This is a genomic window from Streptomyces sp. NBC_00554, assembly GCF_041431135.1.
GTDB lineage: Bacteria > Actinomycetota > Actinomycetes > Streptomycetales > Streptomycetaceae > Streptomyces.
Genome location: NZ_CP107799.1, coordinates 6,193,074 through 6,214,456 on the forward strand (window position 1 = coordinate 6,193,074; position 21,383 = coordinate 6,214,456).

Sequence of the window (21,383 nt, forward strand, 5' to 3'; positions counted from 1 at the left end):
AGAGCGAAACAGCCATTGCGTATGTTGCAACGCACCCCCATCGGAGGATGCTCCATGAAGCTCTCTGTCCGAACAGCCGTCGCCGTCACCGCCCTTGCGGTCGTCACCGCCTGTGCCCCCCAGACCTCCGACAACTCCTCCTCCGAGAAGGACGAGAAGACCGGCACCCTGCGCGTCTGGCTCTTCCAGGAGGTCAGCAACGCACCGAAGGAGAAGGTCGTCGACGCCGCCGTCGACACCTTCGAGAAGGCCCATGAGGGTGCCGACGTACAGGTCGAGTACATCCCCGTCGAGACCCGCGCCCAGCGCATCAAGGCCGCCTTCAACGACCCGAAGAGCGCCCCGGACGTCATCGAGTACGGCAACACGGACACCGCCGGCTACGTGAAGGACGGCGGACTCGCCGACATCACCGAGGACTTCGCCGACTGGAGCGAGGCCAAGGACACCGACCCGACGGCCAAGCAGTCCGTGACGGTGGACGGGAAGATCTACGGCGCCCCCTACTTCGTAGGCGTACGCGCTCTCTACTATCGCACCGACATCTTCGAGGAGCTCGGTCTCGAAGTCCCGAAGACGCAGGCCGAGTTGATCTCCACGGCCAAGGAGATACGCGCCGCCAAGCCGGAGCTCTACGGCCTCGCGGTCGGCGGCGCCTACACGTACGGCGCGATGCCGTTCATCTGGTCCAACGGCGGGGAGATCGCGAACGGCAAGGGCGGCTCGTACGCCTCCGCCATCGACAGCGCGGCCGCCCAGAAGGGCATCGAGGCCTACACCTCCCTCTTCGGCGACGACAACTGTCCGGCCGCCAAGTGCGCGGGCATGGGCGGCAACGACACGGTGACGGCCTTCGCGTCGGGCAAGGCGGGCATGGCCATCGGCGGTGACTTCAGCCACGCGGCCATCGAGGCGGGGTCGGTCAAGGGCAAGTACGCCGTCGTGCCGCTGCCGGGCGTGAAGTCGGGCGAGATAGCTCCGGCGTTCGCGGGTGGCAACAACATCGGTGTGCTGAAGAGCACTTCGCACCGCACGCTCGCCATCGACCTGATGGAGCAGCTGGCTTCGAAGAAGACCCAGGCCGAACTGTTCGACGCCATGGGCTTCCTGCCGACGTACACCGATGTGCGCGCCGACGTCGCCAAGAAGGAGCCGTTCGTGAAGCCCTTCGTGCAGACGCTCGCCGCGGGCGCCAAGTTCGTGCCGGCCTCGCCCGCCTGGGCGCAGATCGACGCCTCGCTCGTCCTGCCGACGATGTTCCAGGAGATCGTCAGCGGCAAGAAGGACGTGGCGGCGGCCTCGAAGGACGCGGCGACGAAGATGAACGACGCGTTCAGCACCGTGGGCTGAGCGGATGACAACGCACGACGCGCTCGCCGAGCGCGGCACAGTGGCCAAGGCCCGCCCCGCCCGCCAAGGGCGGCACGGCCCCGGCTGGACCCCCTGGCTCTACCTCGCCCCCGCCCTCGTCGTCCTCGGCGGCCTGCTCGTCTACCCCATCTACCAACTCGGCCTGATCTCGTTCCTGGAGTACACCCAGGCCCAGGTCAGCGGCGGCGAACCGACCACCTTCGAGGGCTTCGGCAACTACGCGACGCTCTTCGCCGACGAGCAGTTCTGGCAGGTGCTGCTCGCCACGGTCGTGTTCGCCGCGGCCTGCGTGGTCTCCACGCTGGCCGTCGGCTGCGCGCTCGCGGTGCTCCTCACACGCGTACGGGCCCTGCCCAGGCTCGCGCTGATGATGGCGGCGCTCGGGGCCTGGGCGACCCCGGCCGTCACCGGTTCCACGGTCTGGCTGCTGCTCTTCGACCCCGACTTCGGCCCCGTCAACCGGGTCCTCGGGCTCGGCGACCACTCATGGACGTACGACCGCCTCAGCGCCTTCGCGCTCGTACTCCTCGAAGTCGTGTGGTGCTCCTTCCCCTTCGTGATGGTGACGGTGTACGCGGGGATCCGGGCGGTGCCGTCCGAGGTCCTTGAGGCGGCCTCCCTGGACGGCGCCTCGCAGTGGCGGATCTGGCGCTCGGTGCTCGCGCCGATGCTCCGGCCGATCCTGGTGGTCGTCACCATCCAGTCGGTCATCTGGGACTTCAAGGTCTTCACGCAGATCTACGTGATGACGAACGGTGGCGGCATCGCCGGACAGAACCTCGTGCTGAACGTGTACGCGTACCAGAAGGCGTTCGCCTCCTCGCAGTACAGCCTCGGCTCGGCGATCGGCGTGGTGATGCTGGTGATTCTGCTGGCGGTCACGCTGGTGTATCTGCGGCTGCTGCGCAGGCAGGGGGAAGAACTGTGAGTTCGGTACGTTCTCTCGTACGGCGTCCCCGGCGCCCTTGGCGGCTCGCCGCCGAGGTGTCCGCGCTGCTGATCGCGGCCGTCGTCGCCTTCCCCCTCTACTGGATGGTGCTCAGCGCCTTCAAACCGGCCGGCGAGATCGAGTCGACCCAGCCGCGGCCCTGGACGCTGGCGCCGTCCCTGGATTCCTTCCGGCGCGTCTTTGGGCAGCAGGAATTCGGCCGTTACTTCCTCAACAGTCTTGTGGTCGCCTGCTCCGTGGTCCTCGTCTCGGCGCTGATCGCGTTTCTCGCGGCGACGGCGGTGACACGATTCCGCTTCCGATTCCGGACCACCCTGCTGATCATGTTCCTGGTGGCCCAGATGGTGCCCGTGGAAGCGCTCACGATCCCCCTCTTCTTCCTCATGCGGGACATCGGCCAGCTCAACACCCTGGGCTCGCTGATCCTGCCGCACATCGCCTTCTCGCTGCCGTTCGCGATCTGGATGCTGCGGGGATTTGTGAAGGCGGTTCCGGAGGCACTGGAAGAGGCCGCGTACATCGACGGGGCGAGCCGTGCGCGATTCCTCTGGCAGATCCTTTTCCCGCTCGTCTTCCCGGGCTTGGTGGCCACGAGCGTGTTTTCCTTCATCTCGGCCTGGAACGACTTCCTGTTCGCCAAGTCCTTCATCATCAGCGACACCGCGCAGTCCACCCTGCCGATGGCCCTCCTCGTCTTCTACAAGCCGGACGAGCCGGACTGGGGCGGTGTGATGGCGGCGTCCACGGTGATGACGATTCCGGTGCTGATTTTCTTCGTACTCGTACAGCGACGGCTGGTCTCCGGGCTGGGTGGAGCGGTAAAGGACTGACGTGACTGAACTGATTCCCGCGCCCCGCAGCGTCGTCGCCGGTTCCGGCGAGGTGCGGCTGACGGCGCATTCCCAGCTCTACGCCGGCACCGCGTTGGACGGTGTCGGTCACTGGCTGCGCACCGTCCTCTGGCAGGCCACGGGCCTGCCGCTGCGCGAGGGGCGGGAACTCGACGACACCGACGGCGACGGCATCGGGCTCCAGATCGACCCCGAACTCGGCCCCGAGGAGTACCGCCTTGTCAGCGACCCGACCGGCGTTCTCATCGAGGGTGGCAGCGCGGCCGGCGTCTTTTGGGGCGCCCAGACGCTGCGGCAGCTCCTCGGCCCGGACGCGTACCGAAAGGCCCCGCTCAGCCTCGACCGCACCTGGGCCGTGCCGCACGTCACGATCGAAGACGAACCCCGATTCGCCTGGCGCGGCCTCATGCTCGACGTGGCCCGGCACTTCATGCCCAAGGACGGAGTCCTGCGCTATCTCGACCTCCTGGCCGCCCACAAACTCAATGTCTTCCACTTCCACCTCACCGACGACCAAGGCTGGCGTGTCCAGATCAAGCGCTACCCGAAGCTGACGGAGGTCGGGTCCTGGCGGGCGCGCACGAAATTCGGCCATCGGGCCTCGCCCCTGTGGGAGGAGAAGCCGCACGGGGGCTTCTACACGCAGGACGACATCCGCGAGATCGTGGCGTACGCGGCCGAGCGGCATATCACCGTCGTCCCCGAAATCGACATCCCGGGGCACAGCCAGGCGGCCATCGCCGCGTATCCGGAACTGGGCAACACCGATGCCATCGACACGACCTCACTCTCCGTCTGGGACACCTGGGGCGTCTCCAAAAACGTACTCGCCCCCACTGACAACGCCCTGCGCTTCTACGAGGGGGTCTTCGAGGAACTCCTCGAGCTGTTCCCCTCGGAGTTCATTCACGTGGGCGGCGACGAGTGCGCCAAGGACCAGTGGAAGCAGTCGCCGACCGCGCAGGCCCGCATCAAGGAGCTGGGGCTCGCCGACGAGGACGAGTTGCAGTCCTGGTTCATCCGGCACTTCGACAACTGGCTCTCCGCGCACGGGCGTCGGCTGATCGGCTGGGACGAGATCCTGGAGGGCGGCCTCGCCGACGGCGCCGCAGTCTCGTCCTGGCGCGGCTACGCGGGCGGCATCACCGCCGCCCGCGCGGGCCACGACGTCGTCATGTGCCCCGAGCAGCAGGTGTACCTGGACCACCGTCAGGACGCGGGCGAGGACGAGCCGGTGCCCATCGGCTACGTGCGCACCCTGGAGGACGTCTACCGCTTCGAGCCCGTGCCGCCGCAGCTCACCGAGGTGGAGGCACGGCATGTGATCGGCACTCAGGCCAATGTGTGGACCGAGGTGATGGAGGATCACGCGCGCGTGGACTACCAGGCGTTCCCGAGGCTGGCGGCTTTCGCCGAGGTCGCCTGGAGCGCACTGCCCGCGCCCGCCGAACGGGACTTCGCGGACTTCGAGCGGCGGATGGCCGTGCACTACGGGCGACTTGACGCCCTGGGAGTGGCGTATCGCCCGCCCACGGGGCCGTTGCCGTGGCAGCAGCGCCCCGGGGTGCTCGGACGCCCGATCGAGGGGGAACCCCCGAACGTGTGAGGTGACCCCGGAAACGGGTGTCCCGGTGCCCTCGTCCCGTAACCGTGGCCCCATGAGGGACAAGACGCCCACGGATCACCGAAGAGTGGCATTTCGCGCTCACCGGTGATGCCGTACGAAAACGGACCATCTCCCTGGTGAGGGGGGCGAATGCCTCCTAGCGGACCCCCGCGTCGAGGGCCGGGGAAGATGTGCCAGAGTTGCCACGTCCGCCCTGTCAGCACGTACCGTACGGCAGCACAGGTGGGACCAGGTGGGGCAGCGGGAAGGGGCAGCCGGTTTGACCACGCACGCACCGCAGGCGGCGCAGGCCGTGACGCTGCCCGGCTCGTTGGACGAGGCGGTCGCGGCTCTGGCCGCCATGCCCGCCGCCGTTCCCGTCGCGGGCGGCACCGACCTCATGGCCGCCGTCAACTCCGGACAGCTGCGGCCCGCCGCACTCGTGGGTCTCGGCAGGATCAGCGAGATCCGCGGCTGGCAGTACCAGGACGGCCACGCGCTGCTCGGCGCAGGGCTCACCCACGCACGCATGGGCCGCCCCGACTTCGCGGCCCTCATCCCGGCGCTCGCCGCCTCCGCGCGCGCCGCCGGACCGCCGCAGATCCGCAACGCGGGCACCCTGGGCGGCAACATCGCCTCGGCGTCCCCCACGGGGGACGCGCTGCCGGTACTGGCCGCCCTGGAAGCCGCGTTGATCATCGCGGGCCCTGATGGAGCCCGCCGCGAGATCCCCGTCTCGCACCTGCTCGCGGGCGTGGAGATGCTCCGCGCCGGCGAACTCATCGGCTACGTGCGCGTGCCGCTGCTGCACGCGCCGCAGGTCTTCCTGAAGGCGACCGGACGCACCGGGCCCGGGCGCGCGATCGCGTCCGTGGCGCTCGTCCTGGACCCCGCCAGGCGCGGAGTGCGGTGCGCGGTCGGGGCCATAGCGCCGATGCCGCTGCGGCCCCTGGACGCCGAGGCCTGGGTCGCCCAGCTGATCGACTGGGACGGGGAGCGCACGCTCGTGCCGGAGGCGCTCAGCGCCTTCGGGGAGTACGTCGCCGCGGCCTGCATCCCCGACCCCGTCCCCGCCGAGGACGGCTCCGTCCAACCGCTTCCGCCCGCCGTACTGCACCTGCGTCGCACCGTCGCCGCGCTGGCCCGACGAGCACTGGGGAGGGCACTGTCGTGACCGACGACCAGCACGGAGAGGGCGCCCCTCAGGGCGGCCGGTGGGATCCGCTGCCCCAGGGTGACTACGACGACGGCGCCACGGCCTTCGTCAAGCTCCCCGAAGGCGGCATCGAGGCCCTCCTCGCCGAGCGTGAGCCGCTCGCGGCCCCCGGGCACGGCTACGTGCCGCCGCAGATAGACGTGCCGCCCGCGGCGCCCGCCGCTGCGGACCCGGCGCAGGCGGGGGCGTGGGCCGCGCAGGCCGGCGCCGTCGACTGGCCGGATCCGAATGCCGTCCCCCCGGAAGCCGGCCGCGACGGGTTCACGTACCAGCCGCCGGTCACCGGGCAGTGGGACTTCGGGGACGTCACGCAGACGCAGGGCGGTGGCGGGCAACCGCGTCAGGCCGGACCCTCTGGACCTTCCGGGCACGACGTGACCGGGCAGTGGTCGATTCCGGTGGCCGGTGGGGATCTTCCGGACGAATCGGGTGAGTTCACCACCTCGGCGCTCGTCGAGCAGTGGGGCGGGACGCCGCCCGCCACACTCCCCGGCGGCGCGGCCGCTCCCTGGGCGACGGAGGCCATCGGGCAGGCGTGGTCCGCCGACCCGAGGGAACGGTCCGCCGACCCGAGGGACCAGGCCGCCGAGGACGCCGTACGGCCGTCGGCGCAGACGCCCGCTGAAGGCCTCGTACGGCCGCCGGGGCAGTCATCCGCCGAACTGCCCGCGCAGGCCGCCCAGCAGGCCGCCGAGCCCGCTCACGAGGCTCCTGAGGCGCCAGGCGCGGACCAGGCTCACGAGGACTCCGAAGCCTCCGGGGCGCCCGAGGCCTCCGAGGCCGTCGCCGCCGAAGAGGCGGAGGACGCCGGGACCCCCGCCACAGCCCGGCACGACGAACACCCCCTCGCCTCCTACGTCCTGCGCGTCAACGGCGCCGACCGCCCCGTGACCGACGCCTGGATCGGCGAATCGCTGCTCTACGTACTGCGCGAGCGCCTCGGCCTCGCGGGCGCCAAGGACGGCTGCTCGCAGGGCGAGTGCGGCGCCTGCAACGTCCAGGTGGACGGGCGGCTCGTGGCCTCCTGTCTGGTGCCCGCCGTCACCGCCGCGGGCAGCGAGGTGCGCACCGTCGAGGGCCTGGCCACCGACGGACAGCCCTCCGACGTGCAGCGCGCGCTGGCCAAGTGCGGCGCCGTGCAGTGCGGTTTCTGCGTACCGGGCATGGCCATGACCGTGCACGACCTGCTCGAGGGCAACCCCGCGCCGAACGAGCTGGAGACCCGCCAGGCCCTGTGCGGCAACCTGTGCCGCTGCTCCGGCTACCGCGGCGTCCTGGACGCCGTGCAGGAGGTCGTCGCCGAACGCGAGGCGCACTCCGCGGCAGCCGCCGAGTCCGCGCCGGACGCCGACGAGGCACGCATCCCGCACCAGGCGGGTCCGGGCGCGGGCGGCGTCAACCCCGCGGCGTACGGGGACACTTCTGCGTACAACCCCCCGTACGACACGTCGTACGACCCCCAGGCGCCGCATGAGCAGCCGTACGGCCAGGACGGAGGCCAGGCGTGAGCAACGAAACCGCGACCGCGTCACCCGCGGCGCAGGAGGCGGGCCCCGAGCCCCTCCCGCACGGGCTCGGAGTCTCACTGCCGGCCGCCGAGGCCCGCGCCAAGACGGAGGGCACCTTCCCGTACGCGGCCGACCTGTGGGCCGAGGGCCTGCTGTGGGCCGCCGTGCTCAGATCACCCCACCCGCACGCGCGCATCGTGTCGATCGACACCAGCCACGCGCGCGAGATGCCCGGCGTACGGGCCGTCATCACCCACGAGGACGTGCCCGGCACCCCGGTGCACGGCCGGGGCAGGGCCGACCGCCCGGTGTTCGCCTCCGAGGTCGTACGCCACCATGGGGAGCCCATCGCGGCCGTCGCCGCCGATCACCCGGACACCGCGCGGATGGCCGCCGCGGCCGTCATCGTCGAGTACGAGATGCTCGACGCGGTGACCGACCCGGAGCTCGCCTTCGAGGCCGAGCCGCTGCACCCCGACGGCAACCTGATCCGGCACATCCCGCTGCGCCACGGCGACCCGGACGCGACCGGCGAGATCGTCGTCGAGGGCCAGTACCGCATCGGCCGCCAGGACCCCGCCCCCGTCGGCGCCGAGGCGGGCCTCGCCGTGCCCCGCCCCGACGGCGGAGTCGAGCTCTACGTGGCGTCCACCGACCCGCACACCGACCGCGACACGGCCGCCGCCTGCTACGGCCTGGAGCCCGAGCGCGTGAAGGTCGTCGTCACCGGCGTGCCCGGAGCCACCGCCGACCGCGAGGACCAGGGCCTGCAACTCCCGCTCGGCCTGCTGGCGTTGAAGACCGGCTGCCCGGTGAAGATCACCGCTACGCGGGAAGAGTCCTTCCTCGGCCACGCCCACCGCCACCCCACGCTGCTGCGCTACCGCCACCACGCGGACGCCGACGGCAAGCTGGTGAAGGTCGAGGCGCAGATCCTCCTGGACGGCGGCGCCTACGCGGACACCTCGTCGGAGTCTCTGGCCGCTGCGGTCTCCTTCGCCTGCGGCCCGTACGTCGTCCCGAACGCCTTCATCGAGGGCTGGGCCGTACGCACCAACAACCCGCCCTCCGGCCACGTGCGCGGCGAGGGCGCCATGCAGGTCTGCGCCGCCTACGAGGCGCAGATGGACAAGCTGGCGAAGAAGCTGGGCATGGACCCGGCGGAGCTGCGCCTGCGCAATGTGATGGCTACGGGGGACGTACTTCCCACCGGTCAGACGGTGACCTGCCCGGCCCCGGTCGCCGAACTGCTTCAGGCCGTACGGGACTTCCCGCTCCCCGCGCTCCCCAAGGACACGCCCGAGGACGAGTGGCTGCTCCCGGGCGGCCCCGAGGGCGCGGGCGAACCCGGCGCCGTACGCCGGGGTGTCGGCTACGGCCTCGGCATGGTGCACATGCTCGGTGCCGAGGGCGCGGACGAGGTGTCGACGGCCACGGTGAAGGTCCACGACGGGGTCGCCACGGTGCTCTGCGCGGCCGTGGAGACCGGCCAGGGCTTCACCACGCTGGCCCGGCAGATCGTCCAGGAGACGCTCGGTATCGATGAGGTGCACGTGGCGCCGGTCGACACGGACCAGCCCCCGGCGGGCCCGAGCTGCCGCGGCCGCCACACCTGGGTGTCGGGCGGAGCGGTGGAACGCGCGGCGAAAATGGTCCGTACGCAGTTGCTGCAGCCCCTGGCGCACAAGTTCGGGATGTCGACCGAGCTGCTCCAGATCACCGACGGCAAGATCACCTCGTACGACGGTGTGCTGTCCACGACCGTCACCGAGGCGATGGACGGCAAGGAGCTCTGGGCCACCGCCCAGTGCCGCCCCCATCCGACCGAGCCCCTGGACGCGGCCGGCCAGGGCGACGCCTTCGTAGGCCTCGCCTTCTGCGCGATCCGTGCCGTGGTCGACGTCGACATCGAGCTGGGCTCGGTCCGCGTCGTGGAACTCGCCCTGGCCCAGGACGTGGGCCGGATCCTCAACCCCGCCCAGCTCGCGGCCCGTATCGAGGCGGGCGTCACCCAGGGAGTGGGTGCCGCGTTGACGGAGAACCTGCGCACCGCGCGCGGGCTTGTCCGCCACCCGGACCTCACCGGCTACGCCCTCCCCACCTCCCTTGACGCCCCCGACATCCGCATCGTCAAGCTGGTCGAGGAGCGCGACGTGGTCGCCCCCTTCGGTGCGAAGGCGGCCAGCGCGGTGCCCGTCGTGACGTCTCCGGCGGCGGTCGCCGCGGCGGTGCGGGCGGCTACGGGGCGGCCGGTGAACCGGCTGCCGATCCGGCCGCAGGCGGCTGTGGTGACGACACCGTGACGACGTCATGAGCAGCTCTGAGCCCGAGCCGCCGCGCTACGAACCCGCTCCCGGTGTCGGGAAGCTGGCGCTGTGGGTGCTGCTGTTCGTGGTGGCGGCCGTGGTGGTTGTCGTGGGTGGCGTGTACTTCGCCTGAGGCGGGGGAGTTTCGTCTTGTCCATGGATGGCACGAACCGGGTGATTCCGGGCCCGTGATCGGACCGTACCCGGGCGTTTCCGGTCCGTGCTCCGTCTGTGCATCGTCTGTGCCTGCGTGTTTCCGGCGTTGTCAGTGGTGCGGCGTATGGTTCTGACTTAGTGGGAACTGCCCCTGGACGACGGGGCGTTCCTTGCTCGGGGGAAGCACGATGCGTTCACATGCGCGGGGGAGCCATGAGCACGACTGACACCGATGTCGGCGGCGCGATCACACTGACCGACGACGAGCTGTATCCGTACATCACGCACGACGGGACGCGGCGCCGGCTGTCGGGCCCCGGACTGCCCTGCGAGGGCACGCTGGTGGGGTTCGGCACGCTGCGGGAGCACGGGCTGCGCAGGGTCGCGGACCTGGCGGTCGACGCGGAGCGACTCGCGGGGGAGCTCCAGGACCAGCTGGTCATAGGCGCCCTGCGGAGCTTCGACCGGGACCTGGAGGCGATCGTCCTCGACGGGGCGACGGGGAAGGTCTCCACGGCGCACCTGCACCCGAACCCGACACCGATGGACCTCTCACCGCTGGCCCCCTCTCTGGAGGCGCTACTGCGCTTCGCGGCGGCCACGGAGGAGCTGACGGCTTCCCGCGGGCAGTCCGCGTCCCAGCGGGCGGGGTTCGGCCCGAAGGCGGTCACGGAGGCGTCGGACCGGCTGGCCGCCGTCTTCGAGGGCGCGGCGGGCGACGAGGTGCCGGCGTTCTGGAGGATGGCCGCGCTGATCCGGCCGCTGGCCCGGATCGCGGGCCCCGGTGAGGGACTCGTCCTGGACCTGCCGAAGCGGCTGCTGGACGAGGAGTTCGGCACGGGCGAGATCATGTGCTTCGAGGACGTCGACTTCCCGACCGCGCTCACGCACGAGCCGACACGCCGCTTCCTGCGCGAGACGGGCCTCCCGGAGGACGGCTTCGTCTTCCAGCTGGACACGGAGGTGCCCCTGCCGGCGCTCAGCGAGTACTACGCGGACGAACGCCCCGGCGACTTCACCGTCGACGAACTCCCGGACGCCGCCGACCGTTTGATACGCCTCGGCCTACTGCTGGAGGACACGAACCTCGTCGTCGACGGCACCACGGGCGCCGTCCTCGCCTGGAGCGAACCGGACCTCACCCTCCGCCCCCTCAACGCCGACATCTCCACACTCGCCTTCACTCTCTGGCTACTGCACCGGGAGAAGTCCCTGGACGCGGCCCACGACCTCACGGACGCCTACGAACAACTCGCCGCCACCATGACCCAGACCCTCGCCACGGTCGACCCCCTCGCCTGCGACCCGACCCCGGCCGCACCCGGCGACGACGGCTGGCGCTACTGGCCGGAGATATTCGAGGACCGGGCGGGCGGAATGCTGTACGCGTGAACGCGGACCGGCGGGGCGGTAGACCGTCCTCGTGACCGATGCCGGGCTCGGTATCGGCCGTATGGAGCAGGAACGCGCGCGCTCGACACCATCACCTGCCGATGCTGAGCGTGCCCTGTCTCCGTCCGCCCTAGGGAGTCACCGTGCCGCATCCGCATCCGCGTCCACACAGCCCTCGCCTGCGCCTTGGACTGTTCACCTTGCTGGCCGCTGTCTGTGTCGGAAGCGTGGTGCCGCAACCGGCCACCGCTGTTCCCGATGCTCGCGCCGATCGCGCTCTTCCCGCTGGTCCTGCTGTTCCTGCTGTTCCCGACGACGATGCCTTCGACCACCTGGACTCGCTCCAGCGGCAGCTCGACGCACTGGTCGCGGTTCGGGGAGGCCCGCCCGGAGCGGTGGTCATGCTGCAGAGCGGGCAGAGGAGCCAGGTCCTGCGGGCGGGCGTCGCCGACGTCACGACCGGCCGGCAGATCGAGCCGAGCGACCACACGAGGACCGCCAGTGCGAGCAAGGCCCTGAGCGGCGCGGTAGCGCTGTACCTGGTCCAGCACCATGCCCTCGGCCTCAACGACACGATCCGCAAGCGCCTGCCTCAGCTGCCACGCGCCTGGGGCCGGGTGACTCTCCGTCAGTTGCTGCAGCACACCAGCGGGCTGCCGGACTACAGCACCGATCCGGAATTCCTCCGTCTCATCGTGGCCGACCCCCGGCGCCACTTCGACTCGCGACGACTGCTCGACTTCGTCAAGGACGAGGCTCTGCACTTCCGCCCGGGCTCCGAGTACCTCTACTCCAACTCGGACAACATCGCCGTCGCCCTGATGGCCGAGGCCGTGACTGGGGAGCCCTACGAGACACTGCTCAGCAAGACCGTCTACCAGCGCCAAGGCCTGCACCACACCAGCCTTCCGCAGGGATACGAGATGCCCGAGCCCTTCATGCACGGCTACGCCGTCAGCCCGCCGGAACCACCGGAGGACGTCAGCGAGTTGATCGGCACCTCAGGGGTGTGGGCCTCGGGCGGCATCATCTCCACACCGCGCGACATGAACCGGTTCGTCCGCGGCTACGCGAGCGGCGAACTGACCTCGCGGGCGGTACTGCGCGAGCAACGCCGCTGGGTGGACGGCGCCTCCGAACCGGCCGGCCCCGGCCGCAACACCGCAGGCCTCGGCATCTTCCGCTACGCCACCCGGTGCGGCACGGTCCTCGGACACACCGGGAACACCCCCGGATACACCCAGCTGATCGCCGCCACCCCGGACGGCCGACGCTCCCTCACGGTCTCCCTCACCAGCCAGATCAACCGCGACACCCCGGAGCTGCTGCGGAAGCTCCGCGAGTTCGAGGAGGAGGCTGTGTGCACGCTGCTGCGCACGCGGTGATCGTCAATGCTGGTGCGGGCGATCGTCCCGGCTCTGTTGGCCTGGCTCCGTCCGGTGAGGGTGTGGCCGACGCCGGTTACTCCGTATCCCGCTCCGGCAGGGGCGAGTAGCGGGTGGGCCCCGGCGTCCGGCCCTCCGGGGGGTAGTCGCAGTCGAGGCTGGAGATCTCGTAGTCGTCGCCCTCGTTCTGCTCCTGGTCGACGACCACCGCCGCGGTGCAGACGCGGCCGTGCTCGTCGGTGAACGTGACGATCTCGCTGTAATCCGTCGGAGTGCCGCATCCGGCGATCAGCAGCGCCGCCGCCCCGGCGGTCACCGCCACGCCGAGCCCCCACAGCCGTCTCATCCCTCGCCCCCACCTCGGCATTCGCCGTCCAACTCGGTTGCCGCCCAGCTAAGTTGGCGCCTCCCAACGGTAGCCGCCGCCGACGTTCCGGTCACCGTGGTCGCGGAGGAACAAAGCAGGAACAACAGCGTTCCGGGGGCCCGGAGTCACCCGAAGGGGCGGCACCCTTGTCGAGGATGCCGCCCCTTCGTTCTGCCTGGTCAGGCTGTGGAGGCCGTGGCGGGAATCGAACCCACGTAACTCGCTTTGCAGGCGAGTCCCTAAACCACTCGGGCACACGGCCGTTCTCAGGTGCGGCACGGCTCACTCGTTCCGAACCTGATGGGTTGACCGTAGGCGGGGGTGGGGACGGGGCTCAAGGGGTGGGCGGGCGCTGCAATGGGATTGCCATGTGCCGTTCATGAACGGGCGGGAGTGCGGGGGTTCCGCGTGAGCAGTGGTCGTACGACCAAAGGCTCAGTCGATCACGGACTCCGGACAGGGGTCAGGGTCGGTTGTGACCCTTACGCTGACGGGCATGACAAGCCTGGGTGCGCGCGATGCCACGACGGTTCCGGCAGGGGCCGGTTCCGATGCCGATGATGGTGTTCTGGGCCGGGGCTATCGGGCGCTCAGTATCGGGATCGTCTCCGTCGTGCTGCTGATCGCGTTCGAGGCGACGGCGGTCGGGACCGCTATGCCGGTGGCGGCGCGGGAGCTGGACGGGGTGTCGTTGTACGCCTTCGCCTTCTCCGGGTACTTCACGACCAGCCTGTTCGGGATGGTGCTCGCCGGGCAGTGGTCGGACCGGGACGGGCCGCTCGCCTCGTTGACCGCGGGGATATCCGCCTTCGCCGCCGGGCTGTTGCTGTGCGGCACCGCGGGGACCATGTGGCTGTTCATCCTCGGGCGGGCGGTACAGGGGCTCGGCGGTGGGCTGGTGATCGTCGCCTTGTACGTGGTCGTGGGGCGCGCCTATCCCGAGCGGCTGCGGCCGTCGATCATGGCGGCGTTCGCCGCGAGCTGGGTGATCCCGTCCGTGGTCGGACCGCTCGCCGCGGGCGCGGTCACCGAACACCTCGGCTGGCGGTGGGTGTTCATCGGCATACCTGTCCTGGTCTTTCTGCCGCTCGGCCTCGCGCTGCCTCAGATACGGCGGCGGACGTCCAGCTCCGAGGAGGGGGCGGAGGGGAAGGGGCGTGTGCCCTTCGACCGGCGGCGGATCCGGCTCGCGCTCGGGATCTCGTGCGGTGCCGGGATCCTTCAGTACGCCGCCCAGGATCTGACCTGGTTCTCGCTCGTCCCCGCCGTCGTCGGCGTCGCGCTGCTCGTCCCGGCCGTCCTCGGGCTGCTGCCCCGCGGCACCTACCGGGCGGCGCGCGGACTGCCGTCCGTGGTGCTGCTCCGCGGGGTCGCGGCCGGCTCCTTCATCGCCGCCGAGTCCTTCGTACCGCTCATGCTGGTCACCCAGCGGGGGCTGTCGCCGACGCTCGCCGGGTTCTCGCTCGCGGCGGGCGGCGGGACCTGGGCGCTGGGGTCGTACATCCAGTCGAGGCCGCGCGTGGAGCCGTACCGCGAGCGGCTGATGTTCCTCGGCATGGTGCTGGTCGCGGCAGCGATCGCCGCCGCGCCGAGTGTCCTGATCCCCGCCGTGCCCGTGTGGATCGTCGCCGTCGCCTGGGCGTTCGGCTGCCTGGGGATGGGCCTGGTGATCGCCTCGACCAGCGTGCTGCTGCTGCACCTCTCGGCGCCGGAGGAGGCCGGTACCAACTCCGCCTCGCTGCAGATCTCCGACGGTCTGGCCAATGTGGTGCTGCTCGCCGCGGGCGGTGCTGCCTTCGCCGCGTTGGGCGGGGGCACCGTGAGCCATGCGGCCACCTCGGCATCCGGCTCGCATCCGGCTGCCTTCGCGGCGGTGTTCCTGCCGATGGCGGGGGTGGCGTTGGTGGGGGCGTGGGTGACTACTCGGGTGCGGGAGCGGTGATCGTCAACCGGTCGAAACCGGCTGGCGTCGTGCCCTACGTTCTCCGTATGGAACTCCGTCTCGATCCCACCCTGGAGCGGGCTCTCGCCGACCTCGCCGACGCGCAGGACCGCCTGCCCGAGGAGGTCGCGGAGGAGGCCGTACGCAGGTATCTGCAGGAGGAGGGTGCGCTCATCCGCTCGCTCGCCGCACAGTTGGCGGCCGAGCACGCCGAACTGTTGCGGAGGTTGGGCGAATGACCCGTCACCTCACCGTCGCCGAAGTGACGGACCTCGCCGCGGTGGCCTTCGGCGGGCGGGTGCCCGAGACGCGTGAGCCGGGGCTGCTGGCCTCGGCCGTCCATCGGCCCCGTGCCCGCATGCTCGGCGTCGCCGCCTACCAGGACCTGCACGACCAGGCCGCGGCCCTGCTGCACGCCATCGCCACCAATCACCCTCTCGTCGACGGCAACAAGCGGACCGCCTGGCTGGCCGCCGCGACCTTCCTCGCCGCGAACGGGGTCGATCTCGCGGCCTGCGACCAGGACGCGGCGTACGACCTGGTCATCGGCGTGGCCTCCGGTGAGGAGAACGACATCGGTGTGATCGCGGGGCGGCTGCGCGCGCTGTGACCTGAGTCCCATCCACGGGTGACCCGGCGTCGTCCGCGCGTTGACGTGGTCGGGGCGCCGGTAGGGTGGCCCGGTTGTCATACGTAGCCGAGCCGCTCGACCCCACACCACGGAGACCGTGACTACCACCGCCGCCAGTGCCGCTTCCTCGTCCCATCACCTTTCACCCGCCTTTCCCGGCCGCGCCCCCTGGGGCACCGCCGGCAAGCTGCGTGCCTGGCAGCAGAGGGCGATGGAGAGGTACGTCCAGGAGCAGCCACGCGACTTCCTGGCCGTCGCCACACCCGGCGCCGGCAAGACGACGTTCGCGCTGACGCTCGCGTCCTGGCTGCTGCATCACCATGTCATCCAGCAGGTGACCGTGGTCGCGCCGACCGAGCATCTGAAGAAGCAGTGGGCGGAGGCGGCCGCGCGGATAGGGATCAAGCTGGATCCCGAGTACAGCGCGGGGCCGCTCAGCAAGGAGTACCAGGGCGTCGCCGTGACGTACGCCGGTGTCGGTGTGCGGCCCATGCTGCACCGGAACCGGGTGGAGCAGCGCAAGACCCTCGTCATCCTCGACGAGATCCACCACGCCGGTGACTCCAAGTCGTGGGGCGAGGCGTGCCTGGAGGCGTTCGAGCCCGCCACGCGGCGCCTCGCGCTCACCGGTACGCCCTTCCGGTCCGACACCAACCCCATCCCCTTCGTGACGTACGAGGAGGGGAGGGACGGGATCCGGCGGTCCTCCGCCGACTACACCTATGGGTACGGGTCCGCCCTCGGCGACGGCGTCGTGCGGCCCGTCATCTTCCTCTCCTACAGCGGCAACATGCGGTGGCGTACGAAGGCCGGCGACGAGATCGCCGCCCGGCTCGGCGAGCCGATGACCAAGGACGCCATCTCGCAGGCCTGGCGCACCGCCCTCGACCCGCGCGGCGAGTGGATGCCGAGTGTGCTGCGCGCCGCGGATCAGCGGCTGACGGAGGTGCGCAAGGGCATCCCGGACGCCGGTGCGCTCGTCATCGCCTCCGACCAGGAGTCGGCCCGCGCCTACGCCAAGCTCATTCGCGACATCACCGGGACCAAGGCCACCCTCGTCCTGTCCGACGACACCGGCGCCTCGAACCGTATCGACGAGTTCAGCCACAGCGAGGACCGGTGGATGGTCGCGGTGCGGATGGTGTCCGAGGGCGTGGACGTGCCGCGGCTCGCCGTCGGCGTGTACGCCACCACCATCTCCACGCCCCTCTTCTTCGCACAGGCCGTCGGACGCTTCGTGCGCTCCCGGCGCCGCGGCGAGACCGCCTCCGTCTTCCTGCCGACCATTCCCAACCTCCTCGGCTTCGCGAGCGAGATGGAGGTCGAGCGCGACCACGTCCTCGACAAGCCCAAGAAGGAGGGCGAGGAGGACCCGTACGCCGACTCCGAGAAGGAGATGGAGGAGGCGAACCGGGAGGAGGACGAGGACACCGGGGAGCAGGAGCAGTTCTCCTTCGAGGCGCTGGAGTCCGAGGCCGTCTTCGACCGGGTGCTGTACGACGGCGCCGAGTTCGGCATGCAGGCCCACCCGGGGAGCGCGGAGGAGCAGGACTACCTGGGGATTCCGGGGCTGCTCGAACCCGACCAGGTGCAGCTCCTGCTCCAGAAGCGGCAGGCCCGGCAGATTGCGCACAGCCGCAAGAAGCCGGATGAGGAAGCGGACCTTCTCGAACTGCCCGCCGAGCGTCGGCCCGTGGTCTCCCACAAGGAGATGCTGGAGCTCAGAAAGCAGCTCAACACCATGGTCGGCGCGTACGTCCACCAGAGCGGCAAGCCGCACGGTGTCATCCACACCGAGCTGCGGCGCGTGTGCGGGGGGCCGCCGAGCGCGGAGGCGACGGCGGGCCAGCTGCGGCAGCGGATCGCCAAGGTGCAGGAGTGGGCCACGCGGATGCGGTGACGCTGGGCGCTTTGCCTGGGCGGTGAGGGTGGGGACCGGCGTGGGTGTTCGGGTCTGCGCCGGGCGGGTGCTCCGAGTGACCGGCGCGCATACGTATCCGCGCGGGGCGTGTGGCCCGGAGTGCGGCGCGTGGCTGCGGGTGCGTGCGGGCGTGTTTCGTCGGGTGCCGGCGTGTGCTGTGGCGTGTGCGCTCTGTGTAAGGGGCGTGCACGCCGGGTGGCGGGCGCCGTGCGAATCGGGGCAAACGAAATCAGTCCGTACCAGCCGATGACCGGATTCTGGACGGTGCCTTCCGCTGAGCGAACCGGCTCGCTACTGTCCCGCTACGCACACGCCCCGTGGCAGCGCCGCCGCGGAGCGCAGCCGTGAAGCGACTCCGCCCGGGAGAACCGGGTCGCCAGCCGACCGGCGGCCTCTGTAGCGCGTCGCCGACGGGACTCGGTGTCGCAACCGCCGCGAGGGGGCCGTCGACCTCACCACTAAGGAGTGGGCGTCGTGACCGCGGAGACCTCTCAGACGCTCGACCGGGGACTGCGCGTCCTCAAGCTGCTCGCCGACACCGATCATGGGCTGACCGTCACCGAACTCTCGAACAAACTGGGAGTGAACCGGACCGTTGTGTACCGGTTGCTCGCCACGTTGGAGCAGCACGCTCTCGTACGGCGTGATCTGGGCGGCCGTGCCCGGGTCGGGCTCGGGGTGCTGCGGCTCGGGCGACAGGTGCATCCGCTGGTGCGGGAGGCCGCGCTGCCCGCGTTGCGCTCGCTCGCGGAGGACATCGGGGCGACGGCCCATCTCACGCTTGTCGACGGGACCGAGGCGCTTGCCGTCGCTGTTGTCGAGCCCACGTGGACGGATTACCACGTTGCCTATCGTGCCGGTTTCCGGCATCCGCTGGACCGGGGGGCTGCGGGGCGGGCGATTCTTGCCGCGCGGCAGGCGCCGGTGGGGGAGTGCGGGTTCACTTTGACGCATGGGGAGTTGGAGGCGGGGGCCAGTGGGGCTGCGGCTCCTCTTGTCGGGGTTACCGGGGTGGAGGGGAGTGTGGGTGTGGTGATGCTTGCGGACTCCGTGCCGGAGCGGGTGGGGCCGCGGGTGTTGGATGCGGCTCGGGAGGTCGCGGACGCGTTGCGCTGACGGCGGCCCCGACAGCAACCGTGACATCAGCTGTACGACTGCCCGCGGCCGAGCGTGTCAGCCCGTCCCGTTAGATTGATCCCGTGCTCTCTCGCCTCACGCGCCCCCAAGCCGTCGCCGTCTGTGCTCTGCCCGTCGTGGGTCTGATCGCCACGGCCCTGTTCGCGCCGCTGCCGTTCTCGGTGGCGCAGCCGGGGATGACGGCGAACGTTCTCGGTGCGGACCAGGACACCCCGGTGATCACGATCTCCGGGGCGGCCACCCGGGACACGAGCGGGCAGCTGCGGATGACGACCATCGAGGCGACCGGTCCTGACGCGCATGTCTCGCTCGGTGCGGTGATCGACGGCTGGTTCCGCACCGACCAGGCCGTCATGCCGCGCGACTCCGTCTATCCGACCGGGGACAGCGTCAAGGAGATCGAGCAGCACAACGAGGCCCAGATGAAGGAGTCGCAGGACGCGGCGACCGAGGCCGCGCTGAACTACCTCGACCTCAGCGACAAGAACGTCAAGGTCACCCTGGAGCTCGCGGATGTCGGCGGGCCCAGCGCCGGCCTGCTGTTCACCCTCGGGATCATCGACAAGCTCGACGGCGACGGCACCGGCGGCGACCTCACGGGCGGCCGCACCATCGCCGGTACGGGCACGATCGACGTCGACGGGACGGTGGGCGCGGTGGGTGGCGTGGCCCTGAAGACACAGGCCGCGCGGCGGGATGGGGCGACGGTGTTCCTGGTCCCGAAGGCCGAGTGCTCCGACGCCAAGTCCGAGCTTCCGAAGGGGCTGCGGCTGGTTCCGGTGACCACGCTGAAGGGTGCCGTGAGTGCGTTGGTGGCGCTGGAGACGGGGAAGGGCTCGGTACCGAGCTGCTAGGGCCTGTCCGTTGTGGGCCGCGGACCGGCCGAGCCGTTGTCATGCCGCGACGAAACGGCGGCCCCTGACGCTCAACTAACCCACAGGGAACGGTGATTGCCCCGTCCCGCTTCCGATGGCTGCGATATTCGAAAGCCCCTTCGGAGGTGGCATTGATGAGTATCGCGGAAGCGTCCCCTGCCGACAGCACGGCGCGTCGTGTCGCCGACCTGGCGCGCCGACAGGAGCAGGCCCTGGCCGCGGCGCCGGCCAGGGCGGTGGACCGGCAGCGGGAGCGCGGGCGGCAGACGGCGCGAGCGCGGATCGAGCGGTTGATGGACGCGGGTTCCTTCACCGAGACCGACGTCTTCGTACGGGCGCGCGCGGGGGACGACGACAAGCGGCCGTACGGCGACGGGGTGATCACCGGATTCGGCACGATCGACGGGCGCCAGGTCTGTGTCTTCGCCCAGGATGCCACCGTGTTCGGCGGGAGCATGGGCGAGGCCTTCGGCGAGAAGGTCGTCAAGGTCATGGACCTGGCGCTGAAGACAGGCTGCCCGGTCATCGGGCTGAACGACTCCGGCGGCGCCCGCATCCAGGAGGGCGTGGCCTCGCTCGCGCTCTACGCCGAGTTGGTGCGGCGCAATGTGGAGGCGTCCGGGGTCATCCCGCAGATCTCGGTGATCATGGGGCCGTGTGCGGGCGGAGCCGCGTACTCGCCGGCGATCACCGACTTCACGGTGATGGTGGACGGTACCTCGCACATGTTCGTCACCGGCCCGGACGTCATCGAGGCGGTCACCGGGGAGCGCACCACCGCCGAGGAGCTCGGCGGCGCCCGGGCCAGCAACACCGAGAACGGCAACGCGCACTTCCTCGCCGACGACGAGGACGAGGCCCTGGACACCGTACGCGACCTGTTGTCGTACCTCCCGGCCAACAACCGCGAGCGGCCGCCCGAATACGCCCCGGCCTACACCGGCCTCGCCCCGACGCCCGCTGATCTGCGGCTGGACGACCTGGTCCCGGACCGCCCCGGCCTGGCCTACGACATGGGCGAGATCGTCCGCACGGTCGTCGACGACGGCGAACTCTGCGAGGTGCACGCGCTCTTCGCGCCCAACATCCTCTGTGCCCTCGCCCGGGTCGAGGGCCGGTCGGTGGGCGTGGTCGCCAACCAGCCACTCCACTCCGCCGGCGTACTGGACATCGACGCCTCCGAGAAGGCGGCCCGCTTCGTCCGGTTCTGCGACGCCTTCGGCATCCCGCTGCTGACCTTCACCGATGTCCCCGGCTACCTGTCGGGGGCCCGGCAGGAGCGCGGCGGCATCATCCGGCGCGGCGCCAAGCTGCTGTACGCGTACGCCGAAGCCACCGTGCCCAAGGTGACGGTCGTGGTGCGCAAGGCCTACGGCGGAGGCTATGCCGTCATGGGCTCCAAGCACCTCGGCGCCGACGTCAACGTCGCCTGGCCCACCGCCCGGATCGCCGTCATGGGCGCCGAGGGCGCGGTCAGCGTCATACACCGGCGCGAACTCGCCGACGCCGCCGCCGAGAGTGAGGAGAGGGCGGCGTCGCTGCGCGCCCGCCTCGTCGAGCGCTACGAGGCCACCTACGCCACCCCCTATGCCGCCGCCGAGCGCGGCTACATCGACGCCGTCATCCCGCCGCACGAGACGCGGGCGCACATCAACCGGGCGCTGCGCGCCCTGCGCACCAAGCGTGCCGCCGTCCCCGAGCGGCGGCACGGCAACATCCCGCTGTAAACGCATTGGCCGCCGTGACCGCAGTGACATGAGGAGCCGCCCC

Annotated in this window: 18 protein-coding genes and 1 tRNA gene; 17 read left to right on the forward strand and 2 right to left on the reverse strand. The window is 70.8% G+C overall.

Annotation, left to right across the window (positions count from 1 at the left end):
• Nucleotides 1-54: 54 nt before the first annotated feature.
• The 10 genes from OG266_RS27285 to OG266_RS27330 all read left to right on the forward strand — a co-directional run bounded on the left by OG266_RS27285 (nt 55) and on the right by OG266_RS27330 (nt 12,740).
• Nucleotides 55-1,350 (forward strand): extracellular solute-binding protein, encoded by a 1,296-nt coding sequence (locus OG266_RS27285; protein WP_371548865.1) that lies wholly within the window; start codon nt 55-57, stop codon nt 1,348-1,350.
• A gap of 4 nt (nt 1,351-1,354) precedes the next feature.
• Complete coding sequence (locus OG266_RS27290) at nt 1,355-2,299, forward strand: carbohydrate ABC transporter permease (protein ID WP_371548866.1); 945 nt, start codon at nt 1,355-1,357, stop codon at nt 2,297-2,299.
• Entirely contained in the window at nt 2,296-3,150 is an 855-nt protein-coding gene (locus OG266_RS27295; RefSeq protein WP_371548867.1) for a carbohydrate ABC transporter permease, read from the forward strand. Before OG266_RS27290 ends, OG266_RS27295 begins: the two co-directional genes overlap by 4 nt.
• A gap of 1 nt (nt 3,151) precedes the next feature.
• Nucleotides 3,152-4,777 carry a beta-N-acetylhexosaminidase gene (locus OG266_RS27300; RefSeq protein ID WP_371548868.1) on the forward strand — a complete coding sequence of 542 codons (1,626 nt, stop codon included), beginning with the start codon at nt 3,152-3,154 and terminating at the stop codon, nt 4,775-4,777.
• Nucleotides 4,778-5,057: 280 nt separating this feature from the next.
• On the forward strand, nt 5,058-5,951 hold the full coding sequence (locus OG266_RS27305) for a xanthine dehydrogenase family protein subunit M (protein ID WP_371548869.1): 894 nt from the start codon (nt 5,058-5,060) through the stop codon (nt 5,949-5,951).
• Entirely contained in the window at nt 5,948-7,501 is a 1,554-nt protein-coding gene (locus OG266_RS27310) for a 2Fe-2S iron-sulfur cluster-binding protein (RefSeq protein ID WP_371548870.1), read from the forward strand. The genes OG266_RS27305 and OG266_RS27310 overlap by 4 nt, the downstream gene beginning before the upstream one ends.
• The gene (locus OG266_RS27315; RefSeq protein WP_329547344.1) at nt 7,498-9,804 is read left to right on the forward strand and encodes a molybdopterin cofactor-binding domain-containing protein; all 2,307 of its coding nucleotides are present in this window, start codon (nt 7,498-7,500) and stop codon (nt 9,802-9,804) included. The genes OG266_RS27310 and OG266_RS27315 overlap by 4 nt, the downstream gene beginning before the upstream one ends.
• A gap of 7 nt (nt 9,805-9,811) precedes the next feature.
• On the forward strand, nt 9,812-9,940 hold the full coding sequence (locus OG266_RS27320; RefSeq protein ID WP_371548871.1) for a hypothetical protein: 129 nt from the start codon (nt 9,812-9,814) through the stop codon (nt 9,938-9,940).
• Between the two features lie 236 nt (nt 9,941-10,176).
• The gene (locus OG266_RS27325) at nt 10,177-11,355 is read left to right on the forward strand and encodes an SUKH-4 family immunity protein (RefSeq protein WP_371548872.1); all 1,179 of its coding nucleotides are present in this window, start codon (nt 10,177-10,179) and stop codon (nt 11,353-11,355) included.
• A gap of 227 nt (nt 11,356-11,582) precedes the next feature.
• Nucleotides 11,583-12,740: a serine hydrolase gene (locus tag OG266_RS27330; protein WP_266461000.1), complete on the forward strand. Its 1,158-nt coding sequence runs from the start codon at nt 11,583-11,585 to the stop codon at nt 12,738-12,740.
• A gap of 76 nt (nt 12,741-12,816) precedes the next feature.
• On the opposite strand, the gene OG266_RS27335 is transcribed toward OG266_RS27330, so the two are convergent.
• Together OG266_RS27335 and OG266_RS27340 are read right to left on the reverse strand one after the other, a co-directional pair.
• Nucleotides 12,817-13,086, reverse strand: coding sequence for a hypothetical protein (locus tag OG266_RS27335; protein WP_266461004.1), 270 nt, complete (start codon nt 13,084-13,086; stop codon nt 12,817-12,819).
• Nucleotides 13,087-13,294: 208 nt separating this feature from the next.
• A tRNA-Cys gene (locus OG266_RS27340) sits at nt 13,295-13,369 on the reverse strand.
• Nucleotides 13,370-13,603: 234 nt separating this feature from the next.
• Between OG266_RS27340 and OG266_RS27345 the strand changes: the two genes are divergently transcribed.
• The 7 genes from OG266_RS27345 (at nt 13,604) to OG266_RS27375 (ending at nt 21,340) form a co-directional block, all read left to right on the forward strand.
• Nucleotides 13,604-15,049, forward strand: coding sequence for an MFS transporter (locus tag OG266_RS27345; protein ID WP_371548873.1), 1,446 nt, complete (start codon nt 13,604-13,606; stop codon nt 15,047-15,049).
• 47 nt (nt 15,050-15,096) lie between these two features.
• Nucleotides 15,097-15,288: a hypothetical protein gene (locus tag OG266_RS27350; protein WP_329547349.1), complete on the forward strand. Its 192-nt coding sequence runs from the start codon at nt 15,097-15,099 to the stop codon at nt 15,286-15,288.
• Nucleotides 15,285-15,659 carry a type II toxin-antitoxin system death-on-curing family toxin gene (locus OG266_RS27355; RefSeq protein WP_371548874.1) on the forward strand — a complete coding sequence of 125 codons (375 nt, stop codon included), beginning with the start codon at nt 15,285-15,287 and terminating at the stop codon, nt 15,657-15,659. Before OG266_RS27350 ends, OG266_RS27355 begins: the two co-directional genes overlap by 4 nt.
• A gap of 118 nt (nt 15,660-15,777) precedes the next feature.
• Nucleotides 15,778-17,580 (forward strand): DEAD/DEAH box helicase, encoded by a 1,803-nt coding sequence (locus tag OG266_RS27360; protein WP_266461015.1) that lies wholly within the window; start codon nt 15,778-15,780, stop codon nt 17,578-17,580.
• A gap of 495 nt (nt 17,581-18,075) precedes the next feature.
• Nucleotides 18,076-18,717 carry an IclR family transcriptional regulator gene (locus OG266_RS27365; RefSeq protein ID WP_266461017.1) on the forward strand — a complete coding sequence of 214 codons (642 nt, stop codon included), beginning with the start codon at nt 18,076-18,078 and terminating at the stop codon, nt 18,715-18,717.
• An 83-nt stretch (nt 18,718-18,800) separates the two neighbouring features.
• Nucleotides 18,801-19,592, forward strand: coding sequence for a S16 family serine protease (locus tag OG266_RS27370; RefSeq protein ID WP_266461019.1), 792 nt, complete (start codon nt 18,801-18,803; stop codon nt 19,590-19,592).
• A 155-nt stretch (nt 19,593-19,747) separates the two neighbouring features.
• Nucleotides 19,748-21,340 (forward strand): acyl-CoA carboxylase subunit beta, encoded by a 1,593-nt coding sequence (locus OG266_RS27375; RefSeq protein WP_371548875.1) that lies wholly within the window; start codon nt 19,748-19,750, stop codon nt 21,338-21,340.
• The last annotated feature ends 43 nt before the right edge of the window (nt 21,341-21,383 follow it).

Coding starts and splice junctions, on each gene's coding strand:
- OG266_RS27285 (WP_371548865.1), top strand. CDS start 55: ATGAAGCTCTCTGTCCGAACAGCCGTCGCCGTCACCGCCCTTGCGGTC.
- OG266_RS27290 (WP_371548866.1), top strand. CDS start 1,355: ATGACAACGCACGACGCGCTCGCCGAGCGCGGCACAGTGGCCAAGGCC.
- OG266_RS27320 (WP_371548871.1), top strand. CDS start 9,812: ATGAGCAGCTCTGAGCCCGAGCCGCCGCGCTACGAACCCGCTCCCGGT.
- OG266_RS27325 (WP_371548872.1), top strand. CDS start 10,177: ATGAGCACGACTGACACCGATGTCGGCGGCGCGATCACACTGACCGAC.
- OG266_RS27335 (WP_266461004.1), bottom strand. CDS start 13,086: ATGAGACGGCTGTGGGGGCTCGGCGTGGCGGTGACCGCCGGGGCGGCG.
- OG266_RS27345 (WP_371548873.1), top strand. CDS start 13,604: ATGACAAGCCTGGGTGCGCGCGATGCCACGACGGTTCCGGCAGGGGCC.
- OG266_RS27350 (WP_329547349.1), top strand. CDS start 15,097: ATGGAACTCCGTCTCGATCCCACCCTGGAGCGGGCTCTCGCCGACCTC.
- OG266_RS27355 (WP_371548874.1), top strand. CDS start 15,285: ATGACCCGTCACCTCACCGTCGCCGAAGTGACGGACCTCGCCGCGGTG.
- OG266_RS27375 (WP_371548875.1), top strand. CDS start 19,748: ATGAGTATCGCGGAAGCGTCCCCTGCCGACAGCACGGCGCGTCGTGTC.